Below are 25,014 nucleotides of genomic sequence, written 5' to 3' on the forward strand. Positions count from 1 at the left end.
GCCGAGAGCACCGCGCGCGCCAGGCTCATGTGACCGGGATCGAACGCCTCCTGTCGCAACCCCAACACCCAGGCGAGCAGATCGGCACGAAGATCTCCGGTGTCCACCACCTCCAGACCACCGACCCGAAGAAACCCGGAAAGGGTCGCCTCGCGCACGATCTCCGCCTTGGAGTTCCACCGCCGGTAGATCGTCGTCTTGGCCACCCCCGACTCGGCGGCGATCCCCTCGATCGTCAGATCGTCATAGGGCTTGGCCCCCACCAATCTCGCGGTCGCCTCCAGAACGGCCCGCCGCGAAGCCTCACTGCGCGGACGCCCACGCCGCACCTTCTCCTCAGTCATGCCCGTCATCCTAGAACCCGCCTCGGTTTCCGGTGGGGAACCGGATGGCACCCCGCCCACACCACCGGGCACGTGCGACCGGACCAGTACTCATCGATCGATCGCCCGGCCATCGTCTCCACCTCGGCCGGTTTCGAAGCCTGGGGCCTTGGCGCGTGAGTGTGCTCTCTACAGTGGCTCCAATGACGCGCACTCCCCTCTCACCACGGACCCTCGGCTCGGTGCTGACCGAAACTCTTCGGGCCACCCGCGAGTTCGACGACGCCCGTACCTGGTTGAACGAAGCGTTCAACGAGCCTATGGCTCCCGTGGCCGCGGAGGTATGGGCGCTCGACCGCGACCACGGTCACGTGTTGCTGATCCGACACCGTTGGCGCGGTTGGGTGCCTCCCGGCGGCAAGGTCGACCCGGGAGAGACACCGATCGAAGCGGCCGCTCGCGAACTCCTGGAGGAAACCGGCGTGGCCGGGGACCTCGATCCCGTGCCCGCCGCCGTCAGTGTGCGTTCCTACCGTTCGGACTGGGATCCCTCACTGGGATTCTCGTACGTGGCGAGCATCGACCGGGAGCTTCCCCTGGACGGAGAGGAGGGCCAACCGGCCGCTTGGATCCCGCTGGAGCAGGACTGGGAAACCGTCTTTCCCGAGGACCGGGACAGGATCCGCGAACACGTACGGTGGTCGGCTTCCCAGACCGGAAGCCGACAGCGCTAGCCAGAGGGTGTCGAGGGCTCAGGGGGACGCGTCGAATGTTTCGTGAGGATCTGGTTATGCTCACCCACGAAAAGTGGCCCGTCCCATGCCTGTTTCGGACGATCTCGGTCACCCGTACCTCGAAACGAAGGAGAGTCGTTGAGCTACGACGTGGTGGCCCTGGTCGGTGGACGCCCCAATGAACAGGCGATCGTCGACGCCTTGCAGTACGTCGACCCAGAGCTGCGCCTACATGTGCACGGAAACACCGACGTCCTACAGATTCGGGATCAGGAGGGCCGGCTGCTGGCCACCCTGGAACCGGGTCAAGAGGTGGAACGACCCGACGACGTGGTCCGCCTGCTCGGCGAGGACGTCGTCGCCGGTCTTCCGGAGACCTACTGGTGGGTGGAGACCCGTGCCCGTCCCGACGAACAGGGCCGTGAGGTCGCGCATCGGTTCTCCGACAGGCTCGCGCTGCGACTCGGCGGGGCGGTGTGGACCTCGGGCAGCGCCGACTTCGATCTGTGGGAGGAACCCGAACACCCGACCACCGAACGGACCGCCGAGCGGGCGCTCCTGGTCGCCCAGGACCGAGACGTGGTGCCGTTCTCCTCCTGGCTCAGCGACGCGGTGGCCACATACGGACGGGAGAAAACGCTACAGGTGCTCACCCCCGCCACCACACGGCTCACCTACGGAGCCCGCACCTTTCTGGCCGGCCCTTTGGGGCGCTGGGTCGTTCAGGGCGAGGATGGTGGACACTTCGACGGCCTCACCGGACTGGCCGTGCACTGGGACGAGACCTACGGTTTCCGGCCGGTCGAGGAACCGGTCGGGCCGAACTGGACCGAGAAGCACCCCGACGCGGCACCGGTCTCCGGGTTCCTCGCCGACTTCGCCGAAACATCGGGGACTCAGCTAGTGGTGGATGTGTCCGTTCTGCACCCAGACCCTTTCACCCCGGAGTTGGGTCGGGCCACGCAGATCATCACCGAGCACCTGACCGGAGCGAAACCATCGGTCTGGGGCCCCCACGAGCCCGCTCTCTTGGCCTGGGACCGTGCGCGGATCATCGAATCGGCTCTTCGCCGCAGGCCCCGACCATGGATTCTGTACCTGTCCGGACCACTGGATCAGGGTCCTGCGTTCTCGGGCCAGTTCCGTCTCTCCTGGCGCGGAAGTCGAGTCCTGGAGCGGATTTCGGTGGTCATCGGGTTCGAGAACGAGAACACGGTGCCTTTCGAGGAACTCCCCACCCTGGTGGAGACCTTGGCCGGGGAGGGGCTCTTGGGAGCGTTGCGGGTGCGCCGGCTTCCCGGTCGCCCCGACCTCACCTACGAACCGGTATGGACGGGACCCGCCGTTCCGGTCGGGCTCGCGATAGGACCTGACCACCTGCTCCGTATCGGGCCTGGCGCCGCCCAGGCCGGACCCATTCCGGGTGTGCTCCTTGGGGAGGGTGACAAGCAGGCGGTTTGGTATCCGGTGTTGGAGGACGCGAGCACCCCCTTGCGCGCACTGGATCTCGCCCAGCGGCAATCGGCCCACCTGTCCGCGTCGACCTGAGGAGAGGCGCGCCCGTTGCAGCCGGCTCGGCGCCCCTGACTCCACCGAAAACCACCAACGAGAAAAAGTGCCGTGCGTCACTTTTTTGAGGGTTTCAGCTTTCTCATCTGCATGTTCTGCGACGAATACCGGTGCGCTGTCTCTTCATTCGTAGCGATGCACCTTTCCCACGAACCATGGCCCTTCATGGAGAGTCACCCCCTATGTGCATACTGCTGAGGCAAGGCCACAGACCCCCGCGGGGTCGGTAAAGGACCGAGGAGGCTTCTGAATGAAATTCGAGATGGTCGAGCCTCCTGAGGGTGTCGACGACGGTGCCGCCTCCGGGTTTGCGCACCCCACGTCCACGGCTGAGCGTCTCAAGGAACCACAGCTCGCCAAGACCGGCAAGGAACGGCTCGGCACCAAACCCATCGGAAAGCGGATGGCCAAGGCCGTCGGCGGTGTCCGCACCTCGTTGAACCGCCTGAGAGCCCACGTCATTGAGCAGGACATGGTCGAGGCCGACCGTATCGCCGCCGGCCAGGTGGAGAGCGACCCCGGAGCGGAGTTCCACCCCCACCGCTTCACCCCTTCCCCCGGCAAGGAGGACCGATGAGCGAATGGAGCATCGACGTCTACGGGGTCTCACTGGTACTGACCGACCTCGGGGACCAGCTCGGTTTGGAAGGAGGAGGTTTCTCCTCCACCATCGACTCCACCTCGGACGGGATCGACATGGCGTTGTCCAATGCCAAGAGCCCACCGGTGGAATCCGCCCTATCCGGATTCTTCGAACACTTCAGCGGCGAAACCGACGCCATGTTCACACGGAGCCTGTCGTGCCTGCAAGGCGCCACCGATGCCACCACGGCCTACACCCAGGGCCAAGAGGACATGGCCGCCGAAGCACAACGTCAGGCGGGCACCACCGAAAACCTCGACCTTTGACCTCCCCCTGACCAACCCCACCCCCACCCCCACCCCCGCTCCAGTTCCCCGGAAGGCTTCCTGGTGAGTTTCGAACCCACCGAGCCCCAGGACGGCGTGGACCCCAATCCGTTCACGCTGATCGACCCTGAGGCCATCCCCTATCCCCTGACCGACGTGTGGTCCCTCAACTACGCCGCTGAAACACTACGCAGCGGCGGGGAGGACATCGCCAGTGGGGCCGAGGACATGCGTTCCACCTGGCAGGGTCTTCAAGCCCACTACGAGGCCCCCGAGAGCGAGACGCTCTTCGCCAAGATGGACCCGGTCGTGGACCGTGGTGATGGCCTGGAAACCGACCTGTCCACCGTCGCCGGCGCGCTGGAGGATCTCGCCGAAGCCGCCAAGACAGCCCGAGGCGAGCTCAACACCCTCAGGATCGAGGCCCAGAGTCTTTGGAACCGCAACCACGACAACAAGCTGTGGTGGCTGGACAAGGACGACGAAACCGACGAGTGGGCCCTGCAGGAGAACCTCCGACTCAAGAGCGCGGTCAACGCAGCTTGGGCCACCTTCAACGAGGCCGAGAACGATTGCGCCACCCGGATCTCGAACCTCTTCGACGGACCCGCCTACGCCTCCCCCGACCAGGCGAGCGGAGATGGCGTTCTCGTCTACGGGTTGCCCACCGACGCCGGTGACGTCGACATGGATCCGCTGGACCCGGAACTGTCCTTCGATTACGTGAACAACACGGTGAACAACGTCGCGAACTGGGCGAGGGAAGAGTTCCATCCCGACCTGGCGAAGTTCGACAACCCTTACGGCCAAGCCGTGTGGGACACGGTGGTCACCGACGTGCTGTGGGGAACAGCAGTGGGGTTCCAGTCCAAACTCGGCTTCTGGCACCCCGACAACGGGTGGCGTTTCGATCTGACCGGCCGCAAGGACAACGCCAAGGCCGCCTGGATCGACGCGGGGATGGACACAGCCGCTCTGGTCGGTATCCACGACGAGCACGGTTGGTTGTGGGAACCAGGCGAAGGCGGGCAAGAAGGAGCCGGCGCCGGGTGGGACCGGTGGGTCGACAACATAGGAGACACCAAGGACGAGCTGATCGAAGGCCACACCGCCTGGTCCACCCGTGAGGACGGCGTCGCCTACTCCAACACCACCATCGCCACCAACGCGGTGATGATGACCGGTGGCCTACCGCTCAAGCTGGTCAAGATCGTGGTCGGGTCGGGGGTGGACATGCCCTCCGGGGATTCCGGCTCCGGCGGGTCCCCTGGCACTGGCTCTAGCGGAACCGGTTCAGAGAGCTCCGACGTTTTCAGGGCGCGTGGTGGGCCCGGGGCCGAGGGCTGGCCCAGCAGTCCTCTCCCCCAGGATCGTCCGGGGGGCACCACCTCGACCACCGAGCGCTTCGCCGACCAACTCGCGATAACGCAGGAATCGCTGCTGGACCCGAACCAGCACCGGCCCGCGCCATCCATCTCTCCTGACCGCCCCACTTCCGCTGACGGCCCGGCTCCACGGAATCCCCCTACCCCGAATCAGACGGAGAGCGGGCCCGCTCAGGAGGGGCGCCCTTCGCCTCAGCGTCCCGGCGACGATGACGCTCCTTCTCTCTCCGGAGAGGACGGTCAGAGCACGCCACGTCCGCAACGCGAGGACACGGGCGCCGGTACGTCGCACGGTCCTAGTCGGGAGACGGACGTTCCAGGGCCCTCCTCACACTCGGGACATGATTCCGAGTCGGAGGGGTCCAGCACTCACCGGAACGAGGAAAGTCCTCGGAGCCGCCATGACGACTCGGGCGACGGCCGAAATGACACCCGAACCCAGAACCACGACAATGATCAACCGGATCGAAGCCGTCCACGCGAGGAAACCGGGGGCCCCACACCCGCCACCGGAGGTGGCAACGACGGCAGCGGGCAAGGCGGTGGACCGCCCCTCCCACCGAGGAGCCCGGGAGACGACTCCCCTTCTGGGTCCGACCCGGGCCGACCCGAGGACGACGGAGGCGATCTCTTCGGTCCGAGTGAACCTTCCGCTCCAAGAGACTCCTCAGGTTCCGATGCCCGGCCGAGCTCGGAGAAGCCTTCAACCGATGCCCCGGTAAAGGTCGACAGTCGAGATCCTCGCTTCTTCACCAAGGAGGGGGCGCGGTTCGGCGACGACGTAACGCTGGACCCCGACACCCGGTACACGGTGTTGGAGGCGGACGGCAAACGTTCGATCGACTACATCACCGATAGCGACGGAAAGATCCGGGAGATTCGCGCCGACTCCCCCGCGTGGGGCGGAAGGAACCCGGAGTTCATGGACCCTCGGCCGGACATGACCTACGTAGTCGATGGGAACTACACTTTCCGCACGGACGAGTACGGAAGGACGGTCGAGGCAGAGGGCACCATTACCAGAGCAGAGAATCACCGCAACGAGACACAGCAAACACAGTCCGGACATGATGGGGAGCTGTACTTCGAACTCCTCAACGAACAGTACAGGAAGGACTTCTTTGAGACAGAAAAACGGTGGCCAGAACCGGGAGAGGTGCCGCAATATCAGCAAGTTGAATTTCAGGGAGGGCATCTCTTCGGCACACAGTTCTTCGGACCGGGAGAGCTTCTTAACATGCCTCCCATGCGCTTCGACATCAACCAAAATCGGACCAATACCGCATTCTCCGACCGACTCCCCGAAGAACTCGGGACGATCGACGGATCATTCTATAATTTGGAGCGCAGCTGGCGCGGACTACTGAAGCATGGGGACGAGTGGCACAACTTCAACAATCCGGATTTCAATAATGGAGAATGGAACGATGCGATTTCCTTAAAACCTGGAAAACCTGACATTCAGGCGAAGATCACTAGCGAGTTCGATCCCAGCATGCCTCGGATCGAGTACCCACCCAAATCTGGAAATTTCATCGACCCACCGCCCTCTGCCTTCAATGTGGAATGGAGCATTAATGGCGTTCCAATGGAACCTCAGCGATATAAAAATCTACCACCACTCGATTGACGCAAGGAATATCCTTTGGTAAGCAAGCATTTCAAACGAGGCCACCTTAACCACACTCAACAGCTCGATCTCATCAAGGAGATCTGCCAGTCCATTCTTTCGCGGGCACCACAAGGATGGAAAAAGGTAATTTATAGAAGTGACGCTGTGATTGACCACAGCTCTTCTAAATTTCAGGTGCACGATGCATACGAAAAAAACATAGCAGGCTGGGGACCCAACACTATCGGACCTTTGCTCGACAACTTGCGCGCAGGAATGTATCGAGAAGGCGAGGGAACCTGGTTTTCGATTAAATTCACAATCATTCGACCTGGAAATTTCCATGTCGAGTATAACTACGACGAAGATCCTCATATTCTCTTTCCCACCGCATGGGGATACACCAACGATCTCAAATATTTCCCCCGCGATGACGAACACATCCCCGATTGGCTCCAACAAAAACTCAGCGAGGAACCCCGTATGCAATCCGAGTGACCCTAGGAACGGAGATCGACCGCGAAGCGGCCTCCGACTCGACTACCACGAGAAACCTTCACCAAAAGGAGAATCAGGCCATGGAAAAACGATACTCAGATGCAGGAATTATCGAACTCACCGGAAATCAATTGGATCCACAAAAGCAACAAGAGCTTCTGGTAAAAATTGGCCGGAAGATGGTAGAAGAAGCATCGAACGACTGGGCTGAGATTGTTTACACTCGTGTCTCCGTAGCCGATCAGTCGTTCACCACCTACACGGTCAAGAACCAGAACGGGGACACCCTCGAATCGAGCGAACCAGTTGCGGTCAACCTGTTGTTCGAGGACTTGAGGGCGGGCCTCTACCGGGACGGAAAAGGAACATGGTTCTCGGTCCGCTACTCCGTCGCCCATCCCGGACGATTCTCCATCAAATACAACTATGAGGATCCTGAAATCCCGGGCCTCATCGGCCCAGCCTTCACCAACGACCTCAAATACTTCCCCCGCGACGAAGAACACATCCCCGCCTGGCTGCAACAAAAGCTCGGTGGAGAAGCGGACGGGTAGGAATTTTGGTACATACGGATTCACAGGGCGCCAAGGCGACCCGTCCCTCCCGCCTGGGCGAAATAGAACGCATCCTTCGCAGATGAGCTGAACAGGAATATCGAACGAACCGTAAAACTCATGCCTCGACCGCTGATCGCTCACGGATATTTCGCATCGTGACATCGGTTCGTTGACATCGAGTCGAAGACCCCACAGTTCCAACCGTGACGGCCACTGACACCCCACTCCCTAGCCCGACCATCACCCTCTCTGTAGGGCCTTGGCACGATGAAGTCGCGTGCGCTTACCTTGGGGCTGAGTACAGGTGGAGCTCGCACGCTCCTGCACCTGCCTGGCCTGGAGGAGAGAACATCAACACCACAACCGTCGTATCCGACCCCGCGGCGGAAGGGACTTCGCGATGACCGATCCAGAGGCTGACCCCGACACCCACGTGTGCGTCGATGGCGGCCTCCCGGGGCCGTGGGCCGAACGGGAGGGTGGAGCTCCCGTCGAGCTCATCACCGCCCGCGACGTGCCCCTGGGTGGACCGCGTGCCATGAACGTGCGCCGTACCCTGCCGCAACGGCAGCGTTCGTTGATCGGCGCGTGGTGCTTCATCGACCACTACGGGCCGGACGACGTGTCGGCCAGTGGTGGGATGGACGTGGCTCCGCACCCGCACACGGGCCTTCAGACGCTGAGCTGGCTGTTCCAAGGGACCGTCGCCCACATCGACTCCGGTGGCAACAGCGCCCACGTCCTTCCCGGTGAGATGAACCTGATGACGGCGGGTGCCGGCATCTGTCACTCCGAGACCTCTACCCCTGACACCCGCCGGCTCCATGGGGTGCAGCTCTGGATCGCCCTCCCCGAGGAGGCGCGCAACCGGCAGGGCCGGGAGTTCGAGCACTATGTCCCCGAGCCCGTCACCTTCGACGGCGGGTCCGCGCTCGTCTTCCTCGGTTCACTGCTGGGTTCACAGTCCCCGGTGAGCATGTACTCGCCGCTGGTGGGCGCCGAGATCAGGCTCGATCCCGGCGCGACCCTGGACCTGGCGGTCCAGTCCGGGTTCGAGCACGGCCTGCTGGTGGACACGGGCGAGGCCATCACACTGGAGGGCGTGCGCGTTCCCAAGGACGCCGTGGGCTACACCGGGGGTGGGAAGCCAGAAGCTGCGTATCGCCAACGACGGCGACGAACCGGCCCGGCTCGTGCTCGTGGGAGGCGCCCCCTTCGCCGAGGAGCTCGTCATGTGGTGGAACTTCCTGGGCCGCACCACCGAGGAGATCCGGCGGTACCGGGAGGAATGGCAGGAGCGCGGCGAGCGGTTCGGGCGCGTCGAAGGCTACGTGGGGCACGGCGGCCCGGGAAAGAACCGCGATGGCATGGGATGGCTCCCGGCCCCCGACCTGCCCCAGGTTCGGATGCGGCCGAGGAAGAACCCGCCGCCCCACGCGCGGTCCCAGGACTGATCCACACCGCCGAACACCGATCCCACCGGGCCGGGGCGCCGTCGTGTGCGCCACCGACCGGCCCGGCAGCATCCCCAGAGAGGTCTTCACCTTGACCGAACCACAGACCGACAAGACCGGCGCCGTCGTGCATATCGCCCTTGACGAAACGCGCGCCATCAGCGCCTACACCGTGACCTTGGAAGACGGCACCCTCGCCGGCCGCGCCGACTTCGTCGACCCACCGGAGGGCGACGGTGAGCGCGTCTTCTTCCACACCGAGGTCTCACCGGAGTTCGGTGGACGGGGTCTGGCCGGACTCCTGCTGCGCGAGGCGCTGGCCGACAGCGTCCGCAGGAACATCACCGTCGTCCCCGTGTGCCCACTGTTCGCCAAGCACCTGAAGGAACACGGCGAGGAGTACACGGCCCAGGGCGGCAGGTTCCGCAAGCCCAGGCCCGCGGACCTGGCCCTGGTCCAGAAGACGACCGAGGAGCAGGCATGAGCGCGGAGCGTCCCTACATCGACAAGGAACACCCCACTGTGTACAAGGCGCTCGGCAAGGCGGCTGTGGCCTCCCGGGCCGCTTCGCACGAGGCGGGTCTGGGCGATGACACCATCGAGCTGATCAACGTCCGGGTTTCCCAGATCAACGGGTGCCCGACCTGCCTGAGCATCCACGTTCCCAAGGCCCGCAAGGCCGGGGTGAAGCAGAGTGTCCTGGACGTGCTGCCGTCCTGGCGTGAAGCCGGCGTGTTCACCGACATGCAAAAGGCCGCGCTGCTCCTGGCGGAGTCCCTCACCGTCATCGACCCCGCCGTCGACCGGCAGGAGATCAACGCCCGTGCGGCCGCCCACCTGACCACCGCACAGATCTCCGCGGTGGAGTGGACGACCGCGCTCATCAACGCGTTCAACCGGGTCTCGATCGCCAGTGGTCATCCCGTGATCACACGACAGGGAAAGCGATTTCCACCGCTGTAACGCCCTCCTCCCGAAAAAGCGCTACAGCGGTGGGTCCCCTTTTCCGGAAAGCCCACCTTCTCCAACAGGGTGACGTGCTCGGCACCCAAGGTTCGGAGCAAGGCGGTCACATCCGAACGAGGCTCCCGACACGGGGGTCTGCCGGCGCTCAGCAGCCCTGAGACGATTGCTGCCGCGCGCCTCTCCTATGGCAGGGAGGTCCGGACAGGTCGAGGACGGCTCCTCAGGCCTCCCACCTCCCTGACCTCCCTCCCGTATTCAGTGCGGTGACGGCGGCCGTTCCAGACCCAAATGGCCCCGAAGCGTGTCCGCCTCGTACTCGCGACGGAACAGCCCTCGCTGTTGCAGGACGGGAACCACATGGTCCACGAAGTCCTCGATCCCGCCCGGCAACGACGGCGGCATGAGGTTGAACCCGTCCGCGCCACCGTTCTCGTACCACCGGGTCATCCGATCGGCGATCTGCTCGGGCGTTCCGACCATGGTGCAGTGTCCGCCGCCGGCGGCCAGACGGCCCAGCAGTTGCCGCACCGTGGGCCGTTCGGAGTCGATGATGCGCAAGATGGTCTCGTAGCGTCCCTTGGGACCGGTGAACTCCTCCAGTGGCGGCAGCTCGGGAACCGGCGCGTCCAGCTCCCAATCGGAACAGTCCTGTTCGGTGAACAGCCCCAGCTGCTGCAATGACTCCTCGGTCGGCAGCAGTTCGTCCAGTTCACGTTGCTTGTCTTGGGCCTCCCGTTCGGTGGAACCGACGTAGGTGACCAGTCCGGGCATGATGGCGACGGACCCGGGGTCGCGGCCCGCCCGACGGATCCGCGCCTTGACGTCGCCGTAGTAGTCCTGGGCGCTGGGCAGGTCATAGGCCACGGAGTAGATGGCCTCGGCGCGGCGGGCCGCCAGCGTGCGTCCCTGTTCCGACGAACCCGCTTGGAACAGCACCGGGTTGCCCTGTACCGGGCGCGGCACGTTCAACGGACCGTCGACCTGGAAGTGCTCTCCCCGGTGGCCGATGGGGCGCACCAGGTCCGGGTCCGCGAAGACCCCCTCCCGGTCGTAGTGGAAGGCCTCGTCGCTCCAGGAGTCCCACAGCCCCAGCACCACCTCCACGAACTCCTCGGCTCGCGCGTAGCGCTCCTGGTGCGCGGGCATCCGCTCGTATCCGTGGTTACGGGCCTCGGTGTCGAACATGGACGTCACCACGTTCCAGCCCACTCGGCCTCCGCTGATGTGGTCCAGGGAGGCCAGCAGGCGTGCCGCGTGGAAAGGCGTGTAGAACGTGCTGGAGACGGTGCTGACCAGACCGATGTGCCGGGTGGCCCGGCTCATGGCCGCCAGAGCGGTCAACGGTTCGAGGAACCACCACGGGCCACCGGCGACGTCGCCCGTGGCGTGGCCGTCGGCGAAGAACACCGCGTCCAAGCGGCCGCGTTCGGCGGTGCGGGCCAGTTCTTCGAAGTAGGTGATGTCACCGATCCGTTCGGCCGGCGAGTCGGGGTGACGCCAGGCGGCCTTGTGGTGGCCACAGCCGAAGATGAACAGGTTGAGGTGCATCCGGCGATCGGGGGCCTGGTCAGGCGCGGAAGCGGCGGTCATCAGTTCATCACCAGCCCGCCGTCGACGACGAGGTTTTGACCGGTGACCGCGCGCGCCCAGGGAGAGGCGAAGTACAGGGCCGCGTCGGCGAACTCGGCCGGTGTGGTGACCCGGCGCAGCGGTGTGGAGGAGGCGATCATGTCGAAGACGCTCTCGGGGGTGGCGGAGCTGGCGTCGGTGGTGCGCAGCAGACCACCGGAGACCATGTTGACGGTGATGCCGTCGGGTCCCAGGTCGTGGGCGAGCGTGCGGGTCAGCGACAGCAGCGCCGCCTTGGCCGCTGTGTAGTCGTGGTAGGGGACGACCGGGTGCTGGAACAGGTTGGTGCCCACGTTGATGACCCGGCCGAACCCTTGGCCGCGCATGGAGGCCAGGGCCGCCTGGACGGTGTTCAGTGCGCCGTGGACGGTACCGCTGAACTGCTGGTCGAGGTGTTGTGGGGTGAGCGTGTCGGCGTGGGGTCGTGCGTCGCCGTTGAAGGAGAAGTCGGCGAGCGCGTTGTTGACGACGGTGGAGACGGAGGAGCCGAAATGGCCCTCTGCGGTCTGGACCATCGAGGCGACCTGTTCGGGGTCGCGTACGTCCGCTCGCACGGCCAGGGCGCGGTCGGGGTGGGTGGCGGCGAGCTCGCGAGCCGCTTCTGCGCTGTGGAGGTAGTTGATCACCACTCGGGCGCCTTGCCCCAGGAAGGCCTGGACCAGCCGGGACCCGAGCCCTCGGGCCCCGCCGGTGACGACGACCGTCTGTTGGTCGATGGGGAGTGCGGTGCGGGAAGAACTCATCGGTGGCCTTTCTGGCATGGGCGAAGGCGTCCCTTCGGCCACCGATACCACCGGCCATGTACGGACATCCCTTCGCCGGTATGACCCGGATCAGGTTCGACGGGTGTCATCTCAGCCCTGATCAGTGGATTCAGGGCACCCCGTGTCACTGCCGATCAAGGTAGCCCATAGGCACCCTCTCGGGCCACCGGCCGGTGCCGCGCTCGCCTCCCGCTCGGCGATCGCACCTTCGGGGAGCCGGCCGGTTGGTGCCCCTCCACGTCGACGGGCAAGGGAATGCTCCCGAGCACACGTCGACGCCCGGGTGGGGTGGTCCGGGCCCAGACTTCCGCTGCGGTCTCCAGGGCTTCTATTGGATCGCCACGTCCGTCAGACCATCGAAGGCGTCCAGGACCAACTCCTTGGTTCGGTAGGTTCCGAACCTGGCGATCTCGTTGTTCTTCAGGCCGCCCTTGGCCGTCTGGAAGGTCTCCAAGACATAGTCCACCTCCTGCCGGTCGAGCCCGTAGAGGCGGAAGCAGTAGGCGTCCAGTTCGGCGCGGATGGTCGCACGGCGTTCTTCGTCCCACGGGAAGGGTGGGCCTTCGTGGCCGAGGTCCCTGGCCAGAGGTTCCATGTCATGGGTGGTGTAGATGAGTTCGAGGACGCGAGGCACCAGGAAGCCGAGATGGGGTTCCAGCTGCTCGGGTGTGGGCACGGGAAGCTGTTTCCAGGTCATGAGGGACATGTGCGCGCCGTTGATCTTCTGGCGGCCGACGAAGTCGAAGACCAGGCAACTCTGAACGGCGCACAAGGCCGCGACCAGGTGCGGTCTCCGTTGCACGAACATGAGCGGGAAGGTGTGGCCGACGGCCACACGTGGCAGGAAGGCGGGAATCCCGGTTCGCTCATCATTCGATCGACAGATGTCACGCCAACCGTAGAGCCATTCTCTGTTCCACCCGACCTCCGACAGTCGCGTGGCCAGACCCGGTCTGGAACCATCCTCTCCGGGAACCCAGTAGCGCGGCATCGGCGCGTAAGCGGGGGCCCCTTCTCGATCTGGGCCGGTTGTCGCGGAGCTCCGGCCGTGGTGAAGCCATTCCACCGATGGTCGAAGTGGTGAGCCATCTTCGCTTCGTAGAGTGGCATCATTCGACGGCTTTCGCGCTCGAAGACGTTACCCCGTAGCTCCCACCCTTCCTTCTCCAGGCCCATCATGTCGCGGAAGAGACCGGAGTCATCGGTCATGTCAAACAGACGTTTGAACCTGATCGCCCATGGATTTCCGTCCCGTTGTCCCTCTTTCCAGAGCACCGGGATTCGACGGTAGATAGAGAGGGTGAGATCGGCGTCACGCCTGGACTGAAATAGGGGGATCGAACCCGTGTTGGGGCTGAGCAGGGCGATCTCGTCAGCGGTGAGTTCGAAGCTCCTACTTCCGTCGTCGAGATGGGCCGGCTCATGTAGGAAGAAGGCGTAGTCGGCCACAGGAACGGGGGCTTTGTCCCCGTGCAACGACAGCAAACTGAATCTCTGCCGTGCGTCGACCCCGGGGAACAGCTGCTTCAGATTCTCGAAGTCGTACAGGGAAGCGATCGACCGGTCACGGGTCAGGCTCGCGAAGAGTTCCTGGGCTCCGGCCCCGGTGGCGATGGACGTAGGGACGATCGCACCGATCCGGCCCTCGGGCTTGACGAGTGCGGTGAACAGCTCCACGAAGAGATGATCCACCTGAAGGGTGTTCACCCCTTTGACCGTGAGCCCCTTGGCACACGCGGGAAACCCCTCCGAACGCCCGGCGAAGTGCAGGGTGGATTTCACCTGACGGCGCGCCGACCGGTATCGCTCCGCTTCTTCGGGGTGGTCGCGCTGCCACTGTCCGATCGCCTCTCTACGAGCCAACCCGGCGATGCGGGCGAGCGAGGGTTCGACCACGCTGAAGTACTTCTTGTCCTCGAAGTCGAGCTTGTCCCAGGGCGGGTTCGACAGCACACAGTCGAACCCGCCCTGCCAGCCCAGAGCGCCATTGCCACCACTCCCTTCGTCGTCACAGACCCGAAAGATGTCGGGGAACTCCAGGTGCCAGTGGAAGAACCGATACCGCTCTCGAAGTCGCCTGATCTCGGCGTGGGTGGCCTCGGTCGCAGCGGCGTCCTCGGGGTCGAAGAGCCGGCGGAAGGTCTCGTCGGTCACCGGCCGGGGTGTGCCCGCCCTCTTCTCCCAGAGGAAGGTGGCGCACCAGGCGTCGGCGATGTGCACGTCCCTGCGGTAGTCGGCAGACGTACGCCAGGCCCGGTAGACCTGTTCCTGCTCTCGGACGTCCCGCAGGCTTCCCACCTGGATCGTGTAGAGCCCGTTGAGCCCCTCCGCGTAGGTGGTGTTGCCGACCTTGACCGCGTTGGACTCGGTGTCGAACAGCGCACCCTGACCGACACGTTCGAGTGTGTTGGTCCTTCCCAGTGACTCCACGACTTTGCGGTCGTCACCTTCCACCGGGGCGAAGGCCGCGTCGGGGATACCGGCCCGTATCTGCGCGGGAGTCGCTCCATGAGGGCGTTTCCACATTTGAGGTGGGGGTCGAGCAGGTCGAGTGGTCTGCCCGGCGCCATGCCCTCCAGCCACAGCGCCATCTTGGCCACGTCCAGGGCCATGGGATTGAGGTCGACTCCGTACAGACAACGTGCGACCACCGTGTGCAACGCCTGGCGGTAGGCCTCCTCCCCCGGTTCGGGCGTGCCCTCTCGGACGGCCGCGACCCGTTTGGCGATGCGTTGGCCGGCGGCCACCAGAAAGTGACCGGATCCGCACGCGGGGTCGCACACCGTGACGGACAGGAGCATCTCCGCGATGGTGTCCGCGGGGTCGAGTTCGTCGAACTCGGCGGCCTTGTCCTCCCCTCGTTTGACGGCCTCGTCGAGCACCGGTTCGAGAGAGGAGTCCAGTAGGCGGGAAATGAGGGAGGACGGGGTGTAGTACGAACCCGTCATTTTGCGCGTGTTCCCCGCCCGGTGGACCAGGTGGAAGGAGTGATCGCCGGGCCGATATTGAGGCAGGCATTCCAGCAGGGACTCATAGACCGCGCCCAACTCCCGGGAGGAAAGGGTACGGAAGGAGACCGGTCGCCAACGTCGGGTTCCGAAGTCCCGTACCCGCGACAGTCGGCGAATCGCGCGCGACAGGACCTGGTTGCTCAAGGACGCGTCATCAAGGCAACCATCCTCTTCGGTGCGGGTGAAGAGTCCACCCAGGCCCACCAGACCGAGTTCGGGACGACCGGTCTCCAGCCCGAGGGAGTCCAAGACGATGCGCAGACTCGTATGCAGGTCCCGGTGGGGGCCTCCACCTCCGCCCCTGTCGGCCACCCGTCGTAGTCGGGCGAAGGAGAAGTAGTCGGCGTAGCGCCCACGGGTGAGCCGATCGGTGTTCGTGGGGTGGAGGAGGTCGCGTTCCTCCACGACGACAAGGAAGAGTACCCGGAACACCATGCGTAGAAGGGCGGTGTGGAGTTCATCGACACGGACGGGGTGTCGCAGGTGGTGGTTGTCCGGGTGTCGCAGGAACCCGGTCCCGAGGATGACCAGGGCTTCCTCGACGTTCTGTCGTAGGGCGTCCAAGGCCTGGACGCCCGAACGCAACGCCTCGTCGCGCCAGCGTTCCATCAAGCAGGTGGACGGTGGTTCATCGTCCAGGACCTCGAATCTGGAAGCATGGAGGAGTCTCCACAGGGCGATGAACTCGTGGACCGGTTCGCCGTCGAGGATCTCCTCCAGATCGACGGACAGGTAGGCGGCTCCGGCCAGCGAGGTGGAGTCGCGTAGCAATCGCAACTCCCGGCCATTGGTCACCAGGCCCCACAAGTGGGCACCCGCACGGTTGAGGGCCTCCTGCGTCTGGGACTGCGGAGAAGCGGATCCGTCACGGCCACGCCTGTCGAGTTCGGTGTCCCAGGGCACCACCGTGATCAACAGGTGCTGGTAGCGGTGGGTCACCGGGAAGACGCGGCCTCGGTCGTCGTCGGCCGAGATTCCGGGAATTCGCAATCCGGCGAGACGCCCGAACCCCAGAGCGACGAACAACGGTTCGATCCAGCCCCGCAGCGCGGAACGCGTGGGATCGCCCGGCAACCGTCCTTCCACGTCGCGACCGGGCAACGTGCGCCGCAGCACCCACCAGGCACCGCGCAGTTCCTGCCACAGCCGCTCGGCCTCGTCCTCGACCGCCCGGGTGCCGATGATCCCGTAGTCGGACGGCCGTGCGCCCTCGACGTCGCGGCCGTCGAAGATCCGTAAGAGCATGTCCGCGGGCATGACCCCGCCGACGTCACGTATCGCGGACAGGTTCGGAGGCAGGGGCGCAGGGGGCATCGACGTGTCCTTACGCGGGGGGCGACAATCGAAGGTGCATCCACACCTGAATCCACAAGACCATTCGCACGTGCGAAAAAGGAAGACTCGAAGGTCACGTTTAGCAATTCACTGACCTTTTCCCATTTCCCTAAACCCACATCCGCAGATCTCTTTCGACTCAACCATCGAACGCATCACACTGGCACCACGAGAAACACAGGGAACTGGAAGTTTCGTATCGGCACTTTCTCCTCTGGAGACCAGTCATGAGGGCGACCAAGGGTTCCAAGACGTCTGAACACGGTTCTCCGGCTTTTGCGAGCATCACACCCGTCTCCTGGCAGCTCGCTCCGTGTCCGGCCAGAACCCAGAAGAGGCCCACCCGCCCCTCTTCTGGCCGGTTGCGGCCAACATCGGTCGTTCCACCACCGATACACCATCTTTCGGATGGGTCGCCGTCCCACAGCTGATATCAACGATGGGTAACGTTCCACGGGCAGATCGTGTCCGTGCACTTCGAAACGGAAAGCGGGAGCTGTGGCCAGGGGCGACCAGGAACGCGCACGTGTCGTGGACTTCTGGCGGGCGGTCGAGCTGTTCGAACCCCAAAAGGTGGACCGCCCCGACCTCAGAGGCGACACCCCGGTCTACGAGGTGGAGGCCGGGCTTCCCCTGCCCTGGCAGAAGGGGCATCCCCTCCAGAACAGGCGCCCACCGCGCAACACCGTCTGGCGGCACACCGTCTACCTTGGCGTCTTCTCCACCAAGGAGACCCACACCATTCTCGACCAGGTCTTCGGGGCCGACCCACGCCAGGTGGAGTCCCGAGTCGGCTCGGAGACCGCGCTCGGCGCCTTCGAAGTGGACGAACACGGACAGGCCCTGCTCGGTGCCCAGACCGTTTCCACCTGTGGCTGGGCCATCGGTAGGACCTTAGGTCCCGGGCCGAGGAGCAAGGACTGGTTGGAGGGGTTCGCGACCGCCGAGGAGCGCTTCGAGACCCTGTACGAATGGTTGGTCGCCGAGCCCGGCCCCGCCCCCACCCGAGCACTGCTCGCCCTGGTGGACGGCGGCCTGGTCACGGCTCCCCTGTTCGAGCTCTGGGAGGCCGTTCGTGCTTCGCTGAGCGTGTCGGCCGAGGTCGCCGGTTCCCTCGCAGTGGAGATGGAGGGGGTCGAGGCCGAATTCTTGGCTTCCGCGGAGACTTCGGCGGAAGCGTCCGGTGAAGTGTCCGCAGGGGCGTCGACGGAGAGCGCCCCACGTTCCTCCACCACTCGTTCCCTGGGACATGACGAGTTGAAGGCCCTGCAACGGGTCCTGGCATCGCTGCTCTCGGTACAGGGGCGTTTGGAACTCGGGATGCGGATCCGCAGTTATCCGGTCTCGCTTTCACGGGCTCAGGAGGAAGCCCAGCGCCAAGAGGCCCTTCTGGCCCGGCATCGTGGGGACACCGACACGGGTCCGGCCGAGGACGAGGAGGTGGAGCCACCGGACACCCCGTTGTTGAACAGCTTCATCGCCGATGACCTGGCCAAGGTCGCCGGGGCGGTGCGAGCGGGCGACCTTGGCCCCGCTCTGCGCTCCTATCTCTCCTCCTCCAAGGAGGTGTCCGGAATCTCCCGCGAGGACATCCGGGCGGAGGGCGACGCCGCGACGGAAAGGGTTTTCCCTGAACTGACCCCGGCCGGTCGCTGGCCCGCCAAGGACACCCATCCCTTGGCCCTGAGCCAGCAGATCGCGATCAACAGCGTTGTGGAGCGCTTGGGCGAGCGCCCCGGTCTCTTCGCCGTCAACGGCCCTCCCGGGACCGGGAAGACGACGTTGCTGCGCGACCTGATCGCCCACGTGATCGTGGAGCGGGCCCGGGTGTTGTCCGGCTTCGACAAACCATGGGAGGCCTTCACCAAGGAATGGGACGGTTGGGAGACCTCCCGAGGGCGTACCGCCTTTCCCCGTCTACGACCGGAACTGACCGGTTTCGAGATCGTCGTCGCCTCGACCAACAACGGTGCGGTCGACAACGTCACCACCGAGATCCCGGGCCGGGAGGCCATCGACGAACGTTGGGCGCACACGGACTACTTCGCGGCCACCGCCACCAACATGCTCGATGGCGACAAGAAGGCGTGGGGGACGCTGGCCGCGCAGCTGGGCAACGCGCGCAACCGGCGCAACTTCGTCAAACGCTTCTGGTGGGGAAACCACCCCGATGGTTCCACAGGCGAGCATGGCATGCAGGACCTGATCAAGGGGCTCGATCAGGCGAGCCGTGGCGGTCAAGGCGCGGTCGTTCGGAACTGGCGCGCGGCGATCGACGGGTTCACCCGCGCCTTGCGCGAGCGGGACCGGTTGGTCAGCTCCCGTGCCTCGGTGGCCCGCGAACTGAGGCGGCTCCCCGAAATGAGGCGAAGCCTCCAGCGCACCGAAAGGGCACTGCGACTGCGGGACGAGGAGCGGAGCAGCGCGGTTCGTAGGCTGGCGCAGAGCGAACTCGACCTGGTCGAACCCCGGAAGAAACGCGAGTCGGCCGAGGGTGAGCGGACCGCGCATTGGGAGTTCAAGCCGGGTTTTTGGGACGTCCTGTTCTCCTTGGGCCGCAGGCTGAGGGAATGGCAAAGGCGCGACGACGACCTCCTGCGCGAGGTCGAGCGTCATCGCGGCGTCGAAGCGGAGCGCAAGGCGGCGGCCGATCGGGCCAAGGACGAGGTGAACCGGTGCGAGCGGAGCCTCTCCCTCGCCCACCAGGAACTCGAGGAGCATCGGCGGCGGTCGGCCGCCACCGAGAAGGTCGTGGCCCAGGCCCGAAAAGAGTGGCCCGACCATGTTCCCTTCGCTGATCCCGCCCCCGACGAACAAGAGCGTGAACGCGGTGCCCCCTGGAGCGACCCTGAGCTGACACGCGCCCGCACCGAGGTGTTCCTGGCCGCCTTGGAGGTGCACAAGGCGTTCCTGCACGCGGTGCCCAAGAAGATGGCGGCGAACCTACGGGCCGCGGTGCGGGTGCTCTCCGGGGAGGCTGGTGGTGCCCCGGCCGAACTGGTCCGTGACGCCCTTCGCAGCCTCTTCCTGGTGGTCCCGGTGGTCTCCTCGACCTTCGCCTCCTATTCCCGGCTCTTCGAGGCCTTCGGTTCCCAGTCCCTGGGATGGCTGTTGGTCGACGAGGCCGGTCAGGCCACCCCACAGCAGGTGGTGGGCGCGCTGTGGCGGACCCGGCGCGCGGTGATCGTCGGGGACCCGCTCCAGTTGGAGCCGGTGACCTCGCTGTCGTTGCCCGCCCAACAGCACCTACGCGCGCACTTCGGTGTGGAGGAACGGTGGTTGCCCGCCCGCACCTCGGTGCAGGCGCTGGCGGATGCGGTGACTCCGCTCGGCACCCTGCTCGAACGCGCGGAGGAGGAACCCCTGTGGGTGGGGGCGCCCTTGCGTGTGCACCGCAGGTGTGACGACCCGATGTTCACCATCTCCAACCTGGTCGCTTACGACGGGATGATGGTGTACGGGACCCCTCCACGCGCGGACCTGGACCTGCCTCGGAGTCAGTGGGTGAACGTTCCCGCGCCGGGGCCGGGTTCACCCGACCACTGGCGGCCCGCCGAGGGCGAGGCGCTGGAGTGGCTGTTGGGTGGTCTCCAGCGCCGCGGGTATCCGATGGAGGACGTGTTCGTGCTGGCGCCCTTCCGCGCGGTGGCCACGCAGGTGGGCCGGATCGCACGACGGTTCGGGGTGCCCGTCAAGCGCAGCGGCACCATCCACACCTCTCAGGGCAAGGAGGCCGGCGTGGTGGTGTTCGTGCTGGGTGGCTCCCCCGATCGAGAAGGGGCCATGGAGTGGGCGGCCAAGACGCCGAACCTGCTGAACGTGGCCGCCAGCCGTGCCAAGCGCAGGCTCTACGTGATCGGCGACCACGCCGCGTGGGCCGACCGGCACCACTTCCAGACCTTGGGACGTCACCTGCCTCGGCGAGAAGCACAGAACCGGGGGTGAGCACTGAGGTGCCCGTCTCCACGCGGCTTCCTCGAAGGGACCGAAGAAGGTGGCCTTCGAGGAAGCCACGTGGGTGACCGTCAAGGCCCCGGTTTTTCCGACTCGGGCGTCAGTCCAGGTCCAGACCCAGTTCCCGAAACCTTTCCTGGAACCTCCGGTCGGCCTGGGCGCTCTGTTCCAGCAGATGGGTCAGGGGGAGCCCGTAACGTTCGCTCCACTGACGGACCGTGTCCGCGAGCGCTCGCTGACGGTGTCCGACCAGCTCGTCGATCTGTCCACTCAGGGGTTCGACGAACCGGACACGTACGTACTCCAGCAGTTCACGACGATCCTCGTGGAAATGGTCGTTGACCTCGTAGGCATGATCCGCCCACACCTGGGCGAGGGCACCGGCGAGTTCGTATTCGTCCAGCACACCCGCTTCGGTGAGCTCGGTGCAGAAACCATCGACCAGCTTCTGCCTGAAGGCGCCGAGGGTGGGGCGTGCGGTGGGCGGATGCGCCTGGTGAACGATGTCCGGCCAGGAGTGTCGAAGCCTCTCGACGAGGTCCCCGACCACAGGACCGGCCAGGGTGGAGAGCTGTTTCATCACCCCGGCGAACCCGTCGGTGCTCTGAGGGAACAGGTAACCGTGGGAGTCTCGTTCGAAGAATCGCTCAGGGGGCTGCCCGAACGCGGCGAATCGCGCCCGAACCGGCTCGACCTCTTCGGGAGGAACCCCTCCACTGACCATGGCTCGAAGGTCGGGAGATTGCCGCGCCGGCGGATCGATGTATCGGCGGATGTTCAGGTCGTGCGCGTTCGAGGCGATCTCCTCGTACGGCACCAGCCGGGAGAAGCCCGGTAGTTCGGCTCGCCACTGGAAGACCCTTGTGATCTTCTCGATGTGGCGCGGTTCCAACCGGTTCTGGTTACGCCCCTTCTCCACTTCCCGCTCGGCGTTGATCAACAGCACGTCGGCTGATTCCCCGGGGTCTTGGACGGGACTTCGAAGCACGATCAGGCAGGAGGGGATCGCCGTTCCCTGGAAGAGGTTGGGCCCGATTCCGACGATGGCCTCGATCTCTCCGCGCTCCAGGAGTGCACGGCGGATACGCTCCTCCGGTCCCCCGCGGAACAGGGGGCCATGGGGCATCGCCATGATGACGCGTCCCCCCGGTCTGATCGAGGCCCGCATCTGCTGGAGCATCATCAGTTCGGATTTGGATCCCGAGGTGTGGCCGAGGAAACCTGGTGGGGTCCGGTAGCTCTCCTGCTCGTAGTGGAGGGAGAAGGGAGGGTTGGACAGAATCCTGTCGAAGCTCCGACCTTCGTCATCGGTCGGGCGCCATGTGCTGAGCGCGTCCTCATGCCGGATGAGACCCGGGTCGGTGTCGTGCAGGAGGAGGTTGACCCTGGCCAAGAACGCGCTCGCCTGGTTCACCTCGGATCCACTGATGGGTGTCTCACCGCGTTCCGGGGCGCCCACGTGGTGCAAGGCGGCGATGAGGGTCCCGCCTTGCCCCGCGTAGAAGTCGCCCACGACCATCCCGAGTCGGAGTTCGGCCAGCCGGACCATGAGTTCGTTCACCGAACGTGGTGTCGAGAACTCGTCTCCCCGAATCCCCTGGCGTTCGCTCAGCAGGCTCAGGAAACGGTCGAAGATCTCCCCGACCAGGTACCGTCCCTCCCGTTCGGGCAGACGCAGCAACAGACGGTGAACGGCCCGTGCGGCCTCGGTCAACCTTTCCGAGGGGAAATCGCGGAAGGGCCTCTCGCTGGCGAAGAGTTCGCGACGGTTCGCCGCCTCCAGCCAGTCATCCCATTGCCTCTGTAGGCCCCCGGGCCGTTCCCGCGAGGGTGGTGACGGGGCTTCGATCGCTTTTGCCAGTCGGCTCCGCGGCGTGCTCGTGTCCCCAAGGAACTGGTCGCTCTCCGGCTCCATGTCCGTTCCCAGAACGAGCAGCGCCGCCACCACCCCGGCGGTTTCGCCGAGGCTTCCAGCGGCCAGCTTCTCGGCGATGCGCAGCAATTCGTCGGATTCTCGGACCACCACGGCCGGCTCACTCATGAGGGCTTCCCTTCGAGTAGCGCCTCGAAAACGGAGGGGCGCAGGGCTTTCATACGTTCCACGACGGCGAGCCTGGCCGCGATGGCCCCGTCCATGTCGGTGAGGGTCGCCACGATCCTCTCCTGCTGTGCGGCTTCGGGTACCGCGATCTCCAAGTCGCGCAGCGCGGTGGCGTTGAACGACGGGATGGTGCTGGACAGCGCGGGTCCCTTCAGGCGTTCCAGGGTTCGTGGCTGTGACAGGTAGGCGGCCAGGTAGGAGGGGTGGACTTGGCTGGAGGGTTTGATCCGTACCCGCAGGCAGGAGGAGCCGTAGACCCATCCCCGTTGGTCCGATTCGATGACGGCGAGACGTCCCAGGGCCCCTTGCCTGACGACGAGCAGGTCCCCTTCCTCCAACCGATAGGCCTCAAGGGGTTTCGTTTCCCGTTCGGGAACCCTGCGCACGTTGCGCGAATCGACCCGTTGGGCCTCGGTGAAGTCGGCGGGGGTGATGACGGGAAGCCCTCGGGGATGGTCACCGAGTTCCTTGAGACGGGCCCCGGAGGGACCGGCCTTGACCTCGGCGACCGCGCCGAGAGGAGTGCGCTTGGGGGGCACCGCTCCTACTGGCCGCATGGGTTCTCCTCTGTCTGATCTGTTCGGGGGTGGCCCCCGTGGGGGCGGGGGCGCCCGCCGAGGCGCCCCCGAGTGGTCAAGCCTGACAGGTTCGGCACCCGTAGAAGTGTTCGGCCGTGTCGGCGAAGAACTTCTTGGCCTTGGCCTTCATCGTCGCCGGGGCGTTCCGCGCGAAGTACAGGGCCGCCGCGGCCAAGAGGGCGCCCAGCTCCTCACTGTCGTAGCCGAAGGGCACGATGATCACGAGGATCACGATGACGAATCCGAACAGGGCCGGACCGGTCTTCCTCAGCCGGGATCCGGCCTTGTTCTGGCGCTCCTGGTCGTCGTGTTCGTCGTGTTCGTCGGGGGTGTTGAGCAACTGCTCTCCAAAACGTTCGTGATGATCACTGACGCCGTCCGCACCCTCCCTTAGGCTCCGACCCTTACGGGCGGGTGCGGTCTGTCCGTCGAACGGGCTCCGGTGCGGGTCCTGACACCGTGACTTCGAGCCGGCCAACGGTTTCGAGTACGCCCCCAAGCTAGCACAAACAGATTGTCAAACCTAGGTTGGCTGAGAAGCACACAGGAGGAGAGGGCATCCAGTGCAAACCAAAAATCCAGACATGCGGAACACAGCACCACATATCTCCTGCCCCATCGACTGGACAAGAGAAATCGCCACGAGTATTCATTTATTACCGACAGAATCAGCGGCAACAATGTGACTCAAGTCACTATCAGGAACTCCCCATAGAGGCCTCGACCGCACGCCCGGAGAAGAGTGGAGTCCTCATCCCACGAGGCATTAGCAAAGGCAGCTTCGCCACAACTCATCGCGGGTGCCCAGACAACCTGGATGGTGACCACTCATGCGGGGCGCGCGATGGGACTACGGCCTTCCTCCACGCACGGGCGCCCGACCACGTTCACGAAACCGAACGCAGTAGCGGCGGCGTGAGCATCGAGGACCCTCCTTTGCGGTACAGGGCCGCCGGCCGCCCCGCCGGCTGGGCGCGTTGCTCTCCCGTGGGGTCCACGAACCCCTCCGCCTTGGTGACCTTGCGTCGGAAGTTGCTGGGATCCAGCTCACGCCCCCAGATCACCTCGTAGACCGCCCGCAACTCGCTGAGCGTGAACGGTTCAGGACAGAAGACCGTGGCGACGGTGGTGTACTCCAGCTTCTCCCGAACACGCTCCAGAGCGTCACCGAGGATTCGGTCGTGGTCGAAGGCCAAGGAGGTGGACACCGCGACGAGCTCCTCCACCGGCACCCAACGGGCATGCGCCGCATCGCTTCCCCCCACTGCCTCGGGCAGGTCCGCCCCCAAGGCCAGGTAGGCGATGGTGACGACCCGCCCCCGCGGGTCACGACCGGGATCGCCGAAGGCACCGAGTTGTTCCAGGTGAAGCCGAGAGCCGTCGACCCCGGTCTCCTCCAAGAGTTCGCGCCGAGCACCTTGGTCGAGGGTCTCCTGTCTTCGGACCCTCCCGCCGGGCAACGCCGAGTGCCCTTGGAACGGCTCCTCCCCTCGCTCGATCAACAGAACCATCAACGCTCCGTTCCTGATGGTGAAGATGGCCAGATCCACCGTGACCAGGGACAACCCCACGTCAACGGCTCGCGCCAAGCGCTCGTCCACTGCGACCCCCCTTAAAGGTCATCTTGACTTTAAC

Annotated in this window: 20 protein-coding genes, 1 pseudogene and 1 riboswitch; of the genes and pseudogenes, 11 read left to right on the plus strand and 10 right to left on the minus strand. The window is 65.1% G+C overall.

The window, feature by feature from the left end:
• The coding region (locus ACWGKS_RS23955) for a TetR/AcrR family transcriptional regulator (RefSeq protein WP_452524127.1) at window positions 1-344 on the minus strand (344 nt) is incomplete at its 3' end.
• Window positions 345-526: 182 nt separating this feature from the next.
• Between ACWGKS_RS23955 and ACWGKS_RS23960 the strand changes: the two genes are divergently transcribed.
• The 10 genes and pseudogenes from ACWGKS_RS23960 (at window position 527) to ACWGKS_RS24005 (ending at window position 10,004) form a co-directional block, all read left to right on the plus strand.
• Window positions 527-1,057: an NUDIX hydrolase gene (locus tag ACWGKS_RS23960; RefSeq protein ID WP_358507838.1), complete on the plus strand. Its 531-nt coding sequence runs from the start codon at window positions 527-529 to the stop codon at window positions 1,055-1,057.
• A 138-nt stretch (window positions 1,058-1,195) separates the two neighbouring features.
• Window positions 1,196-2,605, plus strand: coding sequence for a DUF6177 family protein (locus tag ACWGKS_RS23965; protein ID WP_358507840.1), 1,410 nt, complete (start codon window positions 1,196-1,198; stop codon window positions 2,603-2,605).
• A gap of 271 nt (window positions 2,606-2,876) precedes the next feature.
• Window positions 2,877-3,203, plus strand: a complete 327-nt coding sequence (locus tag ACWGKS_RS23970; protein ID WP_358507842.1) for a cell envelope biogenesis protein TolA — start codon at window positions 2,877-2,879, stop codon at window positions 3,201-3,203.
• Window positions 3,200-3,535 carry a DUF6507 family protein gene (locus ACWGKS_RS23975; protein WP_358507844.1) on the plus strand — a complete coding sequence of 112 codons (336 nt, stop codon included), beginning with the start codon at window positions 3,200-3,202 and terminating at the stop codon, window positions 3,533-3,535. The genes ACWGKS_RS23970 and ACWGKS_RS23975 overlap by 4 nt, the downstream gene beginning before the upstream one ends.
• A 63-nt stretch (window positions 3,536-3,598) precedes the next feature.
• Window positions 3,599-6,550 (plus strand): DNA/RNA non-specific endonuclease, encoded by a 2,952-nt coding sequence (locus ACWGKS_RS23980; RefSeq protein WP_358507845.1) that lies wholly within the window; start codon window positions 3,599-3,601, stop codon window positions 6,548-6,550.
• 15 nt (window positions 6,551-6,565) lie between these two features.
• The gene (locus ACWGKS_RS23985) at window positions 6,566-7,030 is read left to right on the plus strand and encodes a hypothetical protein (RefSeq protein WP_358507847.1); all 465 of its coding nucleotides are present in this window, start codon (window positions 6,566-6,568) and stop codon (window positions 7,028-7,030) included.
• An 80-nt stretch (window positions 7,031-7,110) separates the two neighbouring features.
• Window positions 7,111-7,584: a hypothetical protein gene (locus tag ACWGKS_RS23990; RefSeq protein WP_358507849.1), complete on the plus strand. Its 474-nt coding sequence runs from the start codon at window positions 7,111-7,113 to the stop codon at window positions 7,582-7,584.
• A gap of 403 nt (window positions 7,585-7,987) precedes the next feature.
• A pseudogene (locus tag ACWGKS_RS23995) lies at window positions 7,988-9,041 on the plus strand (pirin family protein).
• Window positions 9,042-9,132: 91 nt separating this feature from the next.
• Window positions 9,133-9,525: a GNAT family N-acetyltransferase gene (locus ACWGKS_RS24000; RefSeq protein WP_358507852.1), complete on the plus strand. Its 393-nt coding sequence runs from the start codon at window positions 9,133-9,135 to the stop codon at window positions 9,523-9,525.
• Window positions 9,522-10,004, plus strand: a complete 483-nt coding sequence (locus tag ACWGKS_RS24005; protein ID WP_358507854.1) for a carboxymuconolactone decarboxylase family protein — start codon at window positions 9,522-9,524, stop codon at window positions 10,002-10,004. Before ACWGKS_RS24000 ends, ACWGKS_RS24005 begins: the two co-directional genes overlap by 4 nt.
• Before the next feature lie 258 nt (window positions 10,005-10,262).
• Here the strand turns inward: ACWGKS_RS24005 and ACWGKS_RS24010 are convergent, their stop codons facing one another.
• The 5 genes from ACWGKS_RS24010 to ACWGKS_RS24030 all read right to left on the minus strand — a co-directional run bounded on the left by ACWGKS_RS24010 (window position 10,263) and on the right by ACWGKS_RS24030 (window position 16,725).
• Window positions 10,263-11,597, minus strand: coding sequence for an LLM class flavin-dependent oxidoreductase (locus ACWGKS_RS24010; RefSeq protein WP_358507856.1), 1,335 nt, complete (start codon window positions 11,595-11,597; stop codon window positions 10,263-10,265).
• Complete coding sequence (locus ACWGKS_RS24015) at window positions 11,597-12,379, minus strand: 3-oxoacyl-ACP reductase (RefSeq protein ID WP_358507858.1); 783 nt, start codon at window positions 12,377-12,379, stop codon at window positions 11,597-11,599. Before ACWGKS_RS24015 ends, ACWGKS_RS24010 begins: the two co-directional genes overlap by 1 nt.
• A gap of 50 nt (window positions 12,380-12,429) precedes the next feature.
• A riboswitch (TPP riboswitch) is annotated at window positions 12,430-12,532 on the minus strand.
• Between the two features lie 196 nt (window positions 12,533-12,728).
• On the minus strand, window positions 12,729-13,097 hold the full coding sequence (locus ACWGKS_RS24020; RefSeq protein WP_358507860.1) for a hypothetical protein: 369 nt from the start codon (window positions 13,095-13,097) through the stop codon (window positions 12,729-12,731).
• Entirely contained in the window at window positions 13,094-14,554 is a 1,461-nt protein-coding gene (locus ACWGKS_RS24025) for a class I SAM-dependent methyltransferase (protein ID WP_358507861.1), read from the minus strand. The genes ACWGKS_RS24020 and ACWGKS_RS24025 overlap by 4 nt, the downstream gene beginning before the upstream one ends.
• Window positions 14,551-16,725, minus strand: a complete 2,175-nt coding sequence (locus ACWGKS_RS24030; RefSeq protein WP_358507863.1) for a DNA methyltransferase — start codon at window positions 16,723-16,725, stop codon at window positions 14,551-14,553. The genes ACWGKS_RS24025 and ACWGKS_RS24030 overlap by 4 nt, the downstream gene beginning before the upstream one ends.
• A gap of 519 nt (window positions 16,726-17,244) precedes the next feature.
• Here ACWGKS_RS24030 and ACWGKS_RS24035 point away from each other — a divergent pair.
• The gene (locus ACWGKS_RS24035; protein WP_358507865.1) at window positions 17,245-20,691 is read left to right on the plus strand and encodes an AAA domain-containing protein; all 3,447 of its coding nucleotides are present in this window, start codon (window positions 17,245-17,247) and stop codon (window positions 20,689-20,691) included.
• Window positions 20,692-20,800: 109 nt separating this feature from the next.
• On the opposite strand, the gene ACWGKS_RS24040 is transcribed toward ACWGKS_RS24035, so the two are convergent.
• From ACWGKS_RS24040 to ACWGKS_RS24055, 4 genes are all read right to left on the minus strand, one after another.
• Window positions 20,801-22,741: an N-6 DNA methylase gene (locus ACWGKS_RS24040; protein WP_358507867.1), complete on the minus strand. Its 1,941-nt coding sequence runs from the start codon at window positions 22,739-22,741 to the stop codon at window positions 20,801-20,803.
• Window positions 22,738-23,358: a restriction endonuclease subunit S gene (locus ACWGKS_RS24045; protein ID WP_358507868.1), complete on the minus strand. Its 621-nt coding sequence runs from the start codon at window positions 23,356-23,358 to the stop codon at window positions 22,738-22,740. The genes ACWGKS_RS24040 and ACWGKS_RS24045 overlap by 4 nt, the downstream gene beginning before the upstream one ends.
• A 76-nt stretch (window positions 23,359-23,434) precedes the next feature.
• Complete coding sequence (locus ACWGKS_RS24050; protein ID WP_358507870.1) at window positions 23,435-23,719, minus strand: hypothetical protein; 285 nt, start codon at window positions 23,717-23,719, stop codon at window positions 23,435-23,437.
• A gap of 547 nt (window positions 23,720-24,266) precedes the next feature.
• Window positions 24,267-24,980, minus strand: a complete 714-nt coding sequence (locus ACWGKS_RS24055) for an NUDIX hydrolase (protein ID WP_358507872.1) — start codon at window positions 24,978-24,980, stop codon at window positions 24,267-24,269.
• Between the last annotated feature and the right edge of the window lie 34 nt (window positions 24,981-25,014).

Source organism: Nocardiopsis sp. NPDC055879, assembly GCF_053615935.1.